General features: G+C 68.8%; 14 protein-coding genes. 7 read left to right on the top strand and 7 right to left on the bottom strand.

Translation table 11 applies throughout. The annotated features are described in order from the left end of the window. Positions 1-2: 2 nt before the first annotated feature. The 3 genes from E3T61_RS08375 to hrcA all read right to left on the bottom strand — a co-directional run bounded on the left by E3T61_RS08375 (position 3) and on the right by hrcA (position 2,974). Positions 3-764, bottom strand: coding sequence for a 16S rRNA (uracil(1498)-N(3))-methyltransferase (locus tag E3T61_RS08375; protein ID WP_134640396.1), 762 nt, complete (start codon positions 762-764; stop codon positions 3-5). Positions 765-777: 13 nt separating this feature from the next. After that, positions 778-1,890, bottom strand: a complete 1,113-nt coding sequence (gene dnaJ, locus E3T61_RS08370; protein WP_134640395.1) for a molecular chaperone DnaJ — start codon at positions 1,888-1,890, stop codon at positions 778-780. 64 nt (positions 1,891-1,954) lie between these two features. Beyond that, on the bottom strand, positions 1,955-2,974 hold the full coding sequence (gene hrcA / locus E3T61_RS08365; protein WP_134640394.1) for a heat-inducible transcriptional repressor HrcA: 1,020 nt from the start codon (positions 2,972-2,974) through the stop codon (positions 1,955-1,957). A 167-nt stretch (positions 2,975-3,141) separates the two neighbouring features. Between hrcA and E3T61_RS08360 the strand changes: the two genes are divergently transcribed. Then, positions 3,142-3,543, top strand: coding sequence for a DUF4870 domain-containing protein (locus E3T61_RS08360; protein ID WP_134640393.1), 402 nt, complete (start codon positions 3,142-3,144; stop codon positions 3,541-3,543). A gap of 95 nt (positions 3,544-3,638) precedes the next feature. Then, entirely contained in the window at positions 3,639-4,013 is a 375-nt protein-coding gene (locus tag E3T61_RS08355) for a DUF4870 domain-containing protein (protein WP_134640392.1), read from the top strand. A gap of 77 nt (positions 4,014-4,090) precedes the next feature. On the opposite strand, the gene hemW is transcribed toward E3T61_RS08355, so the two are convergent. The 3 genes from hemW to lepA are packed head-to-tail and all read right to left on the bottom strand — an operon-like array spanning position 4,091 to position 7,823. Further along, the gene (gene hemW / locus E3T61_RS08350) at positions 4,091-5,317 is read right to left on the bottom strand and encodes a radical SAM family heme chaperone HemW (protein WP_134640391.1); all 1,227 of its coding nucleotides are present in this window, start codon (positions 5,315-5,317) and stop codon (positions 4,091-4,093) included. Next, positions 5,317-5,964 (bottom strand): DUF1990 family protein, encoded by a 648-nt coding sequence (locus E3T61_RS08345; protein WP_134640390.1) that lies wholly within the window; start codon positions 5,962-5,964, stop codon positions 5,317-5,319. The genes hemW and E3T61_RS08345 overlap by 1 nt, the downstream gene beginning before the upstream one ends. A gap of 5 nt (positions 5,965-5,969) precedes the next feature. Beyond that, complete coding sequence (gene lepA / locus E3T61_RS08340) at positions 5,970-7,823, bottom strand: translation elongation factor 4 (RefSeq protein ID WP_134640389.1); 1,854 nt, start codon at positions 7,821-7,823, stop codon at positions 5,970-5,972. Between the two features lie 114 nt (positions 7,824-7,937). Between lepA and E3T61_RS08335 the strand changes: the two genes are divergently transcribed. The 5 genes from E3T61_RS08335 to E3T61_RS08315 all read left to right on the top strand — a co-directional run bounded on the left by E3T61_RS08335 (position 7,938) and on the right by E3T61_RS08315 (position 11,917). Next, positions 7,938-9,215 (top strand): sensor histidine kinase, encoded by a 1,278-nt coding sequence (locus tag E3T61_RS08335; RefSeq protein ID WP_338145520.1) that lies wholly within the window; start codon positions 7,938-7,940, stop codon positions 9,213-9,215. Further along, positions 9,212-9,853, top strand: coding sequence for a response regulator (locus E3T61_RS08330; protein ID WP_134640388.1), 642 nt, complete (start codon positions 9,212-9,214; stop codon positions 9,851-9,853). Before E3T61_RS08335 ends, E3T61_RS08330 begins: the two co-directional genes overlap by 4 nt. Then, positions 9,853-10,620, top strand: coding sequence for an alpha/beta fold hydrolase (locus E3T61_RS08325; protein WP_134640387.1), 768 nt, complete (start codon positions 9,853-9,855; stop codon positions 10,618-10,620). The genes E3T61_RS08330 and E3T61_RS08325 overlap by 1 nt, the downstream gene beginning before the upstream one ends. Positions 10,621-10,739: 119 nt before the next feature. After that, entirely contained in the window at positions 10,740-11,000 is a 261-nt protein-coding gene (rpsT, locus tag E3T61_RS08320; protein WP_130179349.1) for a 30S ribosomal protein S20, read from the top strand. Positions 11,001-11,170: 170 nt separating this feature from the next. Beyond that, complete coding sequence (locus E3T61_RS08315) at positions 11,171-11,917, top strand: hypothetical protein (RefSeq protein ID WP_134640386.1); 747 nt, start codon at positions 11,171-11,173, stop codon at positions 11,915-11,917. A gap of 48 nt (positions 11,918-11,965) precedes the next feature. On the opposite strand, the gene holA is transcribed toward E3T61_RS08315, so the two are convergent. Then, the gene (gene holA / locus E3T61_RS08310) at positions 11,966-13,009 is read right to left on the bottom strand and encodes a DNA polymerase III subunit delta (RefSeq protein WP_134640385.1); all 1,044 of its coding nucleotides are present in this window, start codon (positions 13,007-13,009) and stop codon (positions 11,966-11,968) included. Positions 13,010-13,034 lie beyond the last annotated feature (25 nt).

Genomic DNA, 13,034 nt, shown 5'->3' with positions numbered 1-13,034 from the left:
TCCTACCAGCGGCCGAGGGTTGCGTTCAGGATGGCGACCGCGGCCGGGCCGGCCGTCGACGTGCGCAGCACGGTGTCACCCAGGCGCACCCGGCTGGCGCCGGCCTGTTCGAGGATGTCCAGTTCGCTGGGGGCGATGCCGCCCTCCGGCCCCACGACGAGCACGATGTCCCTGTCGTCGGTGGGTACGGCGACGGCGGTCAGCCTGAGTTCGGCTGTCGGCTCGAGCAGGAGCATCCGGCTGGTCGTGGCCAGCACGGCCAGCTGCTTGGTGCTGGTCAGCGGCAGCACCTGGGGCAACCATCCCCTGATGGACTGCTTGCTGGCTTCGCGCACGATGGCGGACCACCGCGCCTGCCCCTTGGCGATCTTGACACCTTCCCAGCGGGCGACCGACCGGGCGGCGGCCCACGGGATGACCCCGTCGATGCCGAGCTCGGTCGCGGCCTGTACGGCGAGTTCGTCGCGGTCGCCCTTGGCCAGTGCCTGCACGAGCAGGATCCGTGGTGTGGCCGCCGGCGTCCGGGAGACCGTGTCCACCCTGGCCGTGAGTTCCGCCGGCGCCGCCGTCAGGACTGTGACGCCCAGTATCAGGCCGGCGCCGTCGCCCAGCAGCAGTGTCTCGCCGGGCCGCACCCGGCTGACCGTGACGGCGTGCTTGGCCTCGGCCCCGGTGAGACTCACCGTGGCCCCGGGTACGGGGTCGGCGGCGCGGCCGCCGTCGGCGGACGTGCCGAGGGTGTCGGACAGGAAGAAATGCGCCATCTGGACTGCGTTCCTAGCCGAGGAACCTGTCGCGGAGTTTCGCGAACAGGCCCTGCTGGAACTGGCTGAGGGCGGGGGCCGGAACCTTGTGTCTGGCGGCGAAGGCCTCGATCAGTTCCCGCTCCTTGTGGTCGAGCTTGGTGGGGGTGAGCACCTGCACGCCGACCCGCAGGTCGCCGCGGCCGTTGCCGCGCAGTCTGGTGACACCGCGGTCCTTGACCGTGAGGATCTCGCCGGCCTGCACTCCGGGGCGCAGCTCCACCTCGATGTCACCGTCGAGAGCCTTCACTGTGGCGGTCGCACCGAGGATGGCGTCGGTCATCGGCACCTCGAGGGTGCAGAGAAGGTCGTCGCCGTCGCGGCTGAAGACGTCGTGGTGGCGCACCTTCATCTCGAGGTACAGGTCACCGTTCGGGCCACCGGCCGGGCCGGCTTCGCCGCTGCCGGGCATCTGCAGGCGCAGGCCGGTGTCGACGCCGGCGGGGATGTCCACCGGCACGGTGCGGCGGGCGCGCACTCGGCCCTGGCCCTGGCAGGTCACGCAGGGGGTGGCGATGATGGTGCCGTAGCCGCGGCACGAGCCGCAGGGGCTGGAGGTCATGACGTTGCCGAGCAGCGAGCGCACGGCACGCTGGATGCTGCCGGTGCCGTGGCAGATGTCGCAGGTGACCGGCGAGGTGCCTGGCTGGCAGCAGGTGCCCGAACAGGTGGCACAGACGATCGCCGTGTCCACCTCGATGTCGCGGTGGGTGCCGAAGATGACCTCGTCGAGGTCGAGTTCGACCCGGATGAGGGCATCCTGGCCGCGCTCGCGCCGGGACCGGGGCCCGCGGCTGCCGCCACCGCCCCCGCCGAAGAAGGTCTCGAAGATATCGCCGAAGTTGCCGGCGTCGAAGCCGCCGCCGCCCTGGCCGGAGCGCCCGTCGCCTCCGCGGTCGTAGTTCTGGCGCTGCTTGGGGTCACTCAGCACGTCGTAGGCGTGCGTGACGGTCTTGAACCGTTCGGACGCCTCGGCGCCGGGGTTGACGTCGGGGTGCAGCTGGCGGGCGAGCTTGCGGTAGGCCTTCTTGATGTCGTCTGTGCTGGCATCGCGGGCGACGCCGAGTGCTTCGTAATGGTCAGCCAAAGCTGGCTCTCCTTGCGGTTGTGCGGTCTTGGGGTGGGAAGTCGTGCAGGAAGGTTAGGTGGGGTCAGTTCTCGCCGAGCAGGCGCGAGAGGTACCTCGCGACGGCGCGCACGGCCGCCATGTTGTTGGAGTAGTCCATCCGTGTCGGGCCAAGGACGCCCAGCCGGGCCGCGTCACCGCGGGAGGTGTATCCGCTGGTCAGGACCGACGTCTCGCCGAGCCCGAATGGTGCGTTCTCGCGGCCGATGCTCACTGACACGCCGTGCTGGTCCGTGGCCATCTCGCCGAACAGGCGCAGCAGCACCACCTGCTCCTCGATAGCCTCGAGCACCGGATAGATGCTGCCGGTGAAGTCGTCCTCGGTGCGCACCAGGTTCGCGGCTCCCGCCATGACCAGACGGTCCTGCCGGTTGGCGCCGACCTGGTCGCGCAGGGTGGAGGTGATCAGGTCGATCAGGTCCTGCACCTCCGGCCCGCCCAGACCGGTGGGCCCGGTCAGGGCGGCGGCGGCCTCGCTCATGCTCAGGCCGCCCACAACGGCGTTGAGCCGGGAGCGGAGTTCGGCCAGGGCGGCTTCGTCCAGCAGCCTGGGCAGCTCGACGACGCGCTGTTCGACCCGCCCGGAGTCGGTGATCAGGACCGACAGCACTCGGGTGTCGCTCAGCGGCACCAGTTCGATGTGGCGCACGGTGGCGCGGGACAGCGACGGGTACTGCACGAGGGCGACCTGGTGGGTGAGCTGGGACAGCAGTCGCACACTACGGGCGAGGACCTCGTCGAGATCGGCTGACTGGCCGAGGAACACCTCGATGGCCTGCCGTTGGGCGCCGGTGAGCGGGCGGAGGTCGGCGAGGTGATCCACGAACAACCTGTAGCCCTTGTCGGTGGGGATTCGCCCGGACGAGGTGTGCGGGGCGACGATCAATTCCTCTTCTTCGAGGAGCGCCATGTCGTTGCGGATGGTGGCGGCCGACACACCGAAGGCGTGCCTGTCGACGATCGACTTCGACCCGACGGGTTCGCGGGACGCGACGTAGTCCTGGACGATGACCCGAAGCACCTCAAGGCTGCGATCTGACACCATGATCATTCGCCTCCCTCGTACCCGGTGTGCCTGTTCTGCGCTGGCACTCTCATTGTTTGACTGCTAATCATATCGCGGGTGGCGGCGATACCCATTGCTCCCGGACGATTTCGGGCAGTAGCGTTGAACCAACGACCACCACGCACCGTTCACCGAAGGGCATTGTCATGAGCTATCCCACGGGACAGGGACCAGCACAGCCGCCGGCAGCCGGGGCGCCGCTCACCCCGGAGCAGGACCGGCAGTGGGCCTCTCTGGCCCACCTGGGCGGCATCCTCTTCTTTCCTCCGGCCCTGATCATCTGGCTGGTCTTCAAGGACCGAGGGCCGTTCACCAACACTGAGGGCAAGGAAGCGCTGAACTTCCAGATCACGCTCTTGATCGGCTACGTGGCCATCAACCTTGCCGCGACCATCCTGGGCCTGCTCACCTTCGGCCTGCTGTCGGTGCTGTCATCCCTGGGCTGGGTGCTCTGGCTGCTCGGCTCGATCTTCTCGGTGGTCGCCTTCTTGAGCGCTCGGGAGGGCCGCGGCTACCGCTATCCGTTCTCTCTCCGCCTGATCAGCTAGTTTGCCCGCTCGGTGAACGCCGAGCGGCGCTATTCTGGAGACAGCGACACCCGTGCGCACCCGGCCTTTCCACCGGAGTCCCTAAAGGAGATCCAATGTCAGAGGCAACGCCTCCCCCCGCCACCCCATACCAGGCACCGAGCCAGCTGAGCCCGGCCGACGAGAAGCTCTGGGCCACCCTGATCCACATCGGCGGCATCATCTTCAGTTTCCTGCCCGCCCTGATCGGCTACATCGTGCTCAAGGACCGGGGTCCGTTCATCCGCGCGCACTCCGCGACTGCCCTGAACTTCCAGATCACGCTGGCCATCGCCTACCTTGTCGGCGGGATCCTCACCGTCATCGGCATCGGGGTGCTCATCATCGCCGCCGCCGGCATCCTCAACATCGTGTTCAGCATCATCGCCGCCGTCGCGGCCAACAAGGGCGAGTGGTACACCTACCCGCTGACCATCAAGTTCCTCAACTAGCGCGACGACCACGCGAACTGTGAGTTAAGCCCCAAAAACGCGCGCGTTTCGGGGCTTAGCTCACAGTTCGCGGAGGTTCAGTCCGTGAGGAGCCGGCGCACCACGGCATCGGCGAGCAGACGGCCCGTCAGGGTGAGCTCGATGTTCCCGCCGATGGCGGCCCGGCCGTCGATCAACCGATCGTTGATCAGGCCGGCGACCTCGCGGCGGCCGAGTGCTGAGAGCGTCGCGACCGGGATACCTTCCCGGATCCTGGTCAGCAGCAGCACTCGTTCGGTTTCGCGGGTGGCGTCGTCCAGGGTCTCGCGTCCGGCGGCCGGCGAATGGCCGGCCAGGATCCGGTCGGCGTACGCGGCCGGATGCTTGACGTTCCACCAGCGGACACCGCCGACGTGGCTGTGCGCCCCGGGGCCGACGCCCCACCAGTCGGTGCTGCGCCAGTAGGAGAGATTGTGGCGGGAGCGGTGCGCCTCGTCCGTGGACCAGTTGCTCACCTCGTACCAGCTGTAGCCTGCCTCTTCCAGCCGTCTGTCGGCCAGCTCGTAGAAGTCGGCCTGCAGGTCTTCGTCGGGCTGTACGAGCTCGCCGCGGCGGATCTGCCGAGCGAGTTTGGTGCCGTCCTCGACGATGAGCGAGTAGGCGCTGATGTGGTCGGGCTTCTGCCCGATGGCCTGCTCGAGGCTGGCCTGCCAGTCCTCGATGGTCTCCCCCGGTGTGCCGTAGATGAGGTCGAGGCTCACGTCCAGGCCTGCCTCCCGTGCCCACTGCACCACGAGCGGCACGCGCTCGGGATCATGGGTGCGCTCGAGAGTGGCCAGGACGCGGGGAACCGCGGACTGCATGCCGAAGGACACCCGGGTGAAACCGGCCTCGGCCAGCTGGCGCAGGTACGCCGCATCCACGGAGTCGGGGTTGGCCTCTGTGGTGATCTCGGCTCCTGGCACGATGCCGAAGGTGTCGCGCACCGAGTGCAGCATGCGCACCAGGTGGTCGGCGGGCAGCAGAGTGGGGGTGCCGCCGCCGAAGAAGACCGTGGCGGCCGGGCGCGCCGGAACGCCGGACTCGGCGAGGATGCGCGCGGCAGACTCGACCTCGAGAACCGCCTGGCTGGCGTAGTCGCTCTGCTTCACACCGCGGAGTTCGGTGGCGGTGTAGGTGTTGAAGTCGCAGTACCCGCAGCGGACCTTGCAGAACGGCACGTGCAGGTAGACGCCGAAGTCGCGTTCAGCGGCGCCGACGGCGGCCGAGGCCGGGATCAGTCCGTCCAGGGGCGCGGGGTCGCCGACCGGGTGCGGTCCGGCCATCAGCCCATTCCGACGGGGTGGAGGGCGAGCAGGTACCGCTTGGTGTAGCGCTCCTGCTGGAAACGCAGCACCGGCCAGGCGAGGCGGTAGTACCAGGTGCTTGGACGGGAGAACGAGCGGATGGTGAGCCAGACCGAATCGTCGGCGCGCCGGTCGACGATGAAGCACTCCTCGCCGTTCTGCGGATGACCGCGCATGGTGCCGTAGCCGAAGCCGATCTTGTCGACCTCATCGATGACGTAGACCACCCGCACCGGCGCGGCGACGGTGAACGGGCCGTTGGGGATCTTCAGGACGGCGGTCATCCCGTTACTGATGAACGGGGTGCCGTCCTCGGCGAAGGTCGCCTCGTTCACCGGGTGCTCCTGGTTGGCCGCCGGCGTGCCCTCGTCGGTGAAGACGATGCCGGTGTACTGCACGCCGGTGCCGGCGTCGAGGTCGGTGACCTCGATGCCGCTGCCGCGCTGCACGCCCCAGGTCATCAGCGCCGTCGTCGCCACCCGGAAGCGGTCCTCGCCGCTGCCCAGGCGCACAGTGCGCTCGAGCGGGTGGTGCCCCTTGGGCGGGTAGCGCATCAGGTCGGGGGCGAGCGTGCCGCCGATGGCCGCGTAGGTCACGGCGGCGTCGGTGAAGGTCGAGCGGCGCATGATCGTTACTTCTTTTCCTTCTTGGGCGGTTCGTCGCCCGAGAGCGCCGCGATGAACGCCTCCTGCGGAACCTCGACCCGGCCGACCATCTTCATGCGCTTCTTGCCCTCCTTCTGCTTTTCGAGCAGCTTGCGCTTGCGGGAGATGTCACCGCCGTAGCACTTGGCGAGCACGTCCTTGCGGATGGCGCTGATCGATTCGCGGGCGATGATGCGGGCGCCGATGGCAGCCTGGATGGGCACGTCGAACTGCTGGCGCGGAATGAGCTTGCGGAGGCGTCCGGTCATGAGGACGCCGTAGTCGTAGGCCTTGTCGCGGTGCACGATGGCGCTGAACGCGTCGACCTGTTCGCCCTGGAGCAGGATGTCGACCTTGACCAGGTCGGCCTCCTGCGAGCCGATGGGCTCGTAGTCCAGCGACGCGTAACCGGCGGTCTTGCTCTTGAGCTGGTCGAAGAAGTCGAACACGATCTCGCCAAGCGGCATCGTGTAGCGGATCTCGACCCGGTCCTCACCGAGGTACTCCATGCCGAGCAGGGTGCCGCGGCGGCCCTGGCAGAGTTCCATGATCACGCCCACGTAGTCCTTGGGCGCGAGGATCGCGGCCTTGACGATGGGCTCCTCGACGACGGCGATCTTGCCGTTCGGGAACTCGCTCGGGTTGGTGACCGTGACGGTCTTCTTGTCGTCGGTGGTGACCTCGTAGATCACGCTGGGCGCCGTGGTGATCAGGTCGAGATTGAACTCCCGGTCGATGCGCTCGGTGATGATCTCGAGGTGCAAGAGGCCCAGGAAGCCGCAACGGAAGCCGAAGCCGAGCGCGACGGAGGTCTCCGGTTCGTAGACCAGCGACGCATCCGAGAGCTTGAGCTTGTCGAGCGCTTCGCGCAGCGCCGGGTAGTCGCTGCCGTCGATCGGGTAGAGGCCGGAGAACACCATCGGCTTCGGCTCGGTGTAGCCGGGCAGCGCCTCGGTGGCCGGCTTCATGGCGGTGGTGACGGTGTCGCCGACCTTGGACTGGCGCACGTCCTTCACACCGGTGATCAGGTAGCCCACCTCGCCGACGCCCAGGCCCTTGCTCGGCGTGGGTTCGGGGCTGGTGACGCCGATCTCGAGGATGTCGTGGGTGGCGCGCGTCGACATCATCTGGATCTTCTCGCGCGGGCTGAGGTGCCCGTCGATCATGCGCACGTAGGTGACGACGCCGCGGTAGCTGTCGTAGACCGAGTCGAAGATCATCGCGCGGGCCGGCGCGTTGGCGTCGCCGACCGGGGCGGGGATCAGCGAGGTGGCCCGGTCGAGCAGCTCGGACACGCCCACGCCGGTCTTGCCGGAGACCCGCAGCACGTCGTCGGGGCTGCCGCCGATGAGGCTGGCGAGCTCCTTGGCGTACTTGTCGGGGTCGGCCGCCGGCAGGTCGATCTTGTTGAGCACCGGGATGATGGTGAGGTCGTTCTCCAGCGCCAGGTACAGGTTCGCCAGCGTCTGGGCTTCGATGCCCTGCGCGGCGTCGACGAGCAGGATGGCGCCCTCGCAGGCGGCGAGGCTGCGGGAGACCTCGTAGGTGAAGTCGACGTGGCCGGGGGTGTCGATCATGTTCAGTGCGTAGGTCTGACCGTCCATCTCCCACGGCATGCGCACGGCCTGGCTCTTGATGGTGATGCCGCGTTCGCGTTCGATGTCCATCCGGTCCAGGTATTGGGCGCGCATGGAGCGGTCGTCGACGACGCCGGTGATCTGCAGCATCCGGTCGGCCAGCGTGGACTTGCCGTGGTCGATGTGCGCGATGATGCAGAAGTTACGGATGAACGCGGGGGCGGTTGCGGCCGGTTCCAGCGCCTTGAGAGCTCTCGGTGACATGATGGGCCCAATTCTCCCATGCCTCGCAGTGCCGGTGTGACCTGCCCTGGTGACCTGCCGGTCAACCGTTCGACGGATGACGCCTTCTGCTGGCCTGATTATGCTGAGCGGATCATGTCCACCATTGCCCTCCGCCCCCACCCCGCCCGCCGGGATCCCATGCCTCCGGCCAGCATCGGTGACGGGTTGCCGCATTCGGCCCTCACCCCGGTGTTCTCCGGCCTGCGTATCGGCCTGCATCTGCTGATCGTGCTGTTGACCGGCCTCGTGGTGGTTCGCGCCCTGCTCGGTCCCGCCGCCGGCGCGGGTGCCACCGTTGTCCTGGCGGCCGTGTTCCTCGGCACCTACATCGGTGGCAGCGAGCTGGCCAGACGCCGGCCGTCGGTCTGGTTTGTGCCCGTGTGGATGACTCTGTTGCTGGTGGAATGGCTGGCGCTGACCCTACTTGAACCGGATGCCGCATTCATCGTCTTCCCGCTGTTCTTCCTGCAATTGCATGTCCTGCCCCTCCGGGCGGGAATCCCGCTGGTATTGCTGAGCGTGGTGCTGACGATCTGGGCGATGAGTTTCCATGTGGGCCTGAGCCTGGGCGCCACCCTCGGTCCGCTGGTGGGGGCGGCGGTCGCGGTGGCGGTAGGGCTGGGCTACCGGGCCCTCCTGCGTGAGGCGGCCGAACGGCAGAACCTGATCAAGGACCTGCTCGCCACGCGCACCCAGCTGGCCGCCGCCGCCAGGGACGCAGGCACCCTCGCCGAGCGGGAACGCCTGGCCAGGGAGATCCACGACACCGTGGCGCAGGGCCTGTCCAGCATCCAGATGCTTCTGCACGCCGCAGAGGGCCGGGTTTCCGACCCGGCGGCGCTGGAGCACCTGCGCCTGGCCAGGGAGACCGCGGCGGCCAACCTGCAGGAGACCCGCCGATTCATCCGGGAACTCACCCCGCCCGCCCTGGACACCCAGACCCTGCCCGGCGCGCTCACCAGGCTCGCCGCGTCGGCCGAACGCACCGCTGTGGGCAGTGCGGCGGGCAGTGAACGGGCCACCCGGGTCAGCCTGCACGTGACGGGCGACCCGATAGCCCTGCCGATGCCACTGGAGACGACCCTGCTGCGGATCGCGCAGGGCTCGCTGGCCAACGTCGCCCAGCACGCCGGCGCGAACCGGGCCGAGGTCACCCTGAGCTACATGACCGATGAGGTCGCCCTCGACATCGTCGACGACGGCCGGGGCTTCACCCTCACCGCCGCGACGGCCCAGAGCCCGGACTCGTTCGGGCTCGTCGCCATCCGGCAGCGCGTCGAACAGCTCGGCGGCAGTTTCGTTCTGGAGTCGGCGCCGGGCCAGGGCACCGCGGTCGCTGTGCGATTCCCGATCCGCGAGGGGCTGGCATGATCCGGCTGCTGCTCGCCGACGACCACCCGGTGGTGCGGGCGGGCCTGCGCGCCGTGCTCGGCGCCGAACCGGACCTGGTGGTGGAACTGGAGGCGGCCACCGCGGAAGACGCCGTGGCCCTTGCCGCGTCTGGCCGGGTCGATGTGGTGCTGATGGACCTCCAGTTCGGCGGCGCGCAGCCCGTTTCCGGCCTGCAGGGCGCCGAGGCCACCCGCCAGGTCCGGGCGGCACCTGGCGCACCGCACGTCCTGATCCTGACAAATTACGACACGGATGCCGACATCCTCGGGGCCATCGAGGCCGGCGCGAGCGGATATCTGCTCAAGGACGCCCCGCCGACCGAACTCGTCGCAGCCGTCCGGGCCGCGGCGGCGGGCCAGAGCGCCTTGGCGCCGGCCATCGTGACCCGGCTGGCGGACCGTTCGCGAATCCCGGAGGGCCGGCTCTCCCCCCGGGAGGTCGAGGTGCTCGGCCTGGTGGCGGCCGGCCGCTCCAACCGGCAGATCGGTCAGGACCTGTTCCTCAGCGAGGCCACGGTGAAGTCGCACCTTGTGCACATCTTCGGCAAGCTCGGCGTCGGCTCCCGCACCTCCGCCGTGGCCAGCGCCCGCGCGTCCGGCACCATCCGGGGCGTCTGATGAGTGCCGGCGGCCCGCGAATCCCGGTTCTGCTCGTGCACGGGATCCGCACGTCTGCCAGCATGTGGCGGCACCAGCTGGCGTGGCTGGCGGCGGCGGGGCATCCGGTGCTCGCGATTGACCTGCCCGGCCACGGTTCGCGCCTGGACGAGGCGTTCACCCTCGAGGGTGCACTCGCCGCCATCGATGCCGGCGTCGACCGGCTGGGCGGACCGGTGCTGCTGGTCGGCCTGTCGCTCGGTGGGTACTACGCCATGGCCTATGCGGCCAGGAACCCGGACCGGGTGCTCGGCCTGGTGGCAGCCGGGTCGTCGTTCGAACCGGGCGGGCCTGGCCTGGCCGCCTACCGCCGGCTGGCCGGCCTCATCCACCGCCTGCCCGACCGCGGCCTCCGGTTGCACACCTTCATGGTGCGGCGGATGCTCCCTCCGAACGCCGTGCAGGACGTGCTCGCCGGCGGTGTGGCCCTCGACGTCATGGACGCGGGTCTCGCGGCGACCGGAAGGTTGTCGCCGCTGGCGGATCTCCGGGCCTTTCCCGGCCGGGTGTGGCTGGTCAACGGCGCCTACGACCACTTCCGCCTGCACCAGCGACGATTCCTCACGGCGGCCAGGCACGGCACCCTGGTGACGGTCCCCGGCGCCGGCCACCTGGTGAGCCTGCACCGGCCGCACCGGTTTGATACTGTGCTCAGGCGCATCATTGCCGACGTCGAGGCGGATCTCGCTCCTGACTCCCCCGATCCGGTCAACCATCCGGGCCGATAACTGGTATCGTTGCCTGTTGGCTTGCGTGTTGGGTCCCACCCCACACGATTTTCGCCGCACGGTGCCCTCTATCACCGGGCGGCCCATCCGAACAAGAACCTAACGAAAGCGTAAAAAACGTGGCAAATATCAAGTCGCAGATCAAGCGGATCCTCACGAACAAGAAGTCGCAGGAGCGCAACAAGGCGGTCAAGAGCGAGTTCAAGACCGCCATCCGGTCGACCCGCCTCGCCGTCGCCGCCGGTGACAAGGACAAGGCTGTCGCCAGCCTCGCCGTTGCTTCCAAGAAGCTCGACAAGGCCGTCAGCAAGGGCGTCATCCACCAGAACCAGGCAGCGAACAAGAAGTCCGCTATCGCCAAGGCTGTCAACGCGCTCTAAGCACACGCGATCGAGCGAGCCCGCTGTACGCACGTCGGTGCGGCCGGCAAGCTCGCTGCAGTAAATACGACAGACACACCCCCGCCCTCCTGGGCGGGGGTGTTCTGCGTTGACCGCCGGCCCGGCCGGGCCTTTCCGTGCCGACCGGCCGACGCTATGGTGTCGGCGTGATGAGCGAACGGACAGGCCCCCAGCAGCCAGGCCACACCGGCGCCGACAAACCGTCGGTCTGGCGTCGACAGGCCAGGTTCCTCGGTGCCGCGTTCGCCGTGGCGGCCGCCGTGATCGCGGTCGGGCTGAGGTTCGCTCCCCAGGTGACGGCCTATGCGGGCCTGAGCCCCTGGGTTTTCGCGGGCCTGCTCGGGTTCATCCTGGTCTTGGCCGGCGCCTGCGTGCTTTTCGCCGCGTCACTGCCCGCCACGCCGCCGGCCGTGCGGCCCGAGGTGCAGCCGCCGCCCGGCCCGCCACCCGGCGCACAACCGTGGAACACGGCCGACCCCGCCGTGGCTGGCTCCGCCGTGGCTGGCGCATCCGCGGCTGGCCCTGCCGCGCCTGACTCAGCGGTGACCCCTGCGCATCCGGTCGTGCCCGGACGCGGGCTGACCATCCTGGGATCGGTCTTGGGCGTCGTCGGTCTGGCGCTGGCTGCCCTGGCCGTGGTGCTCACCGTTCTGTTGCCCGCGCCGACCGCGCGGATCGAGGTGCAGTTCACCGACCTGTACGGTCGGGTGCAGCTGGAGTATTGCCCGAGCCTGCCCGGGTCGTTCACCGCGACGGCCTCGCAGGCCGACCTGGCCGGCTCATCGACCATCCTGCCGGTGAAGGTCAGTGGTGAGACCTGCGGGAACCCCGAGTACACCGACGGGGTGTGGATCTACCTGAACCGGGCTTCCGTCACGGTGTCCGATCGGCTCTGAGGTTCAACCGGCTCTGAAGTTCAACCAGTTCTGAGATTCATTCGCGATTCATTCGCCGCGCTTGGCGATGACCGTGACGAGGCGCTCGAGGGCGAACACCGGGTCACGACCGGCGCCCTTCACGGCCGCATCGGTCTCCGCGAGCATCACGATGCACCGCGCCAGGCCCTCATCGGTCCAGCCGCGCAGATCGCGTTGGGCGCGCTCGACCTGCCACGGGGCGAGGCTGAAGGTGGCCGCCAGCTGGGCGGAGCCGCCGCGCACGCCGAACAGCTTCGCCATGGTGCGGATCTTGCTGGCGAATGCGGCGACGATCGGCACCGGGTCGGCACCGGAGGACAGGGCGTGCCGCAGGGTGACAAGAGCCTCGCCGAGACGGCCGGCGATGGCGGAATCGGCCACCTTGAAGGCGTTGGTCTCGACCCGGCCACCGTAGTAGCGGTCCACGGTGGTCTCGGTCACTTCGGCGCCGGTGTCGGCGATGAGCTGCTGGCAGGCTGCCGAAAGCTCGGCGAGGTCGTCGGAGAACGCGGCCACCAGTGAGCGCAGCGCGCTCGGAGTGACCCGCTTGCCGGCCGCGCGGAATTCGGCGGTGGCGAAGTCGTGTTTGTCCGAGTCCTTCTTGAGTTCGGCGCAGACCACCTCGACGGCCCCGCCGACGCCGCTACGGATGGTGTCGAGCAGCTTCTTGCCGCGCACTCCCCCGCCGTGGCGCAGCACGACGTAGGTGTCGTCGGCAGGGTTCTGCAGGTAGTCGATGGCCTCGCTGAGGAAGGTGTCGCTGCACTTCTCCACATTGCTGACCCGGATCAGCCGGGGTTCACCGAACAGCGACGGGCTGGCCAGGGTGAGCAGCTCACCTGGCGCGTAGCTGTCGGCCTGGATGTCGCTGACCTCGAGGCTGGGGTCTTCGAGTTTGAGGAAGTCCCGCAGCGTCCGAATGGCGCGTTCGGCGAGGAAGGTCTCGGTACCGGAGACCAGGACGACGGGGGCGGGGCGCACCTGGTGCCAAGCGAGCTGCGGGATCTTCGCGGCACCGGCCTTGGATGACGGTTTGCCGGTTCGTGCCTGTGCGGTTGTTCGTGCGGCCACGAGGCTCCCTTCGCTACCGCTCCAG

It is taken from the genome of Cryobacterium lactosi (genome assembly GCF_004403945.1).
Taxonomy (GTDB): domain Bacteria; phylum Actinomycetota; class Actinomycetes; order Actinomycetales; family Microbacteriaceae; genus Cryobacterium; species Cryobacterium lactosi.
The sequence above is the reverse complement of the archived record's forward strand: the minus strand, read 5'-3'. Positions and strand labels throughout refer to the sequence as shown.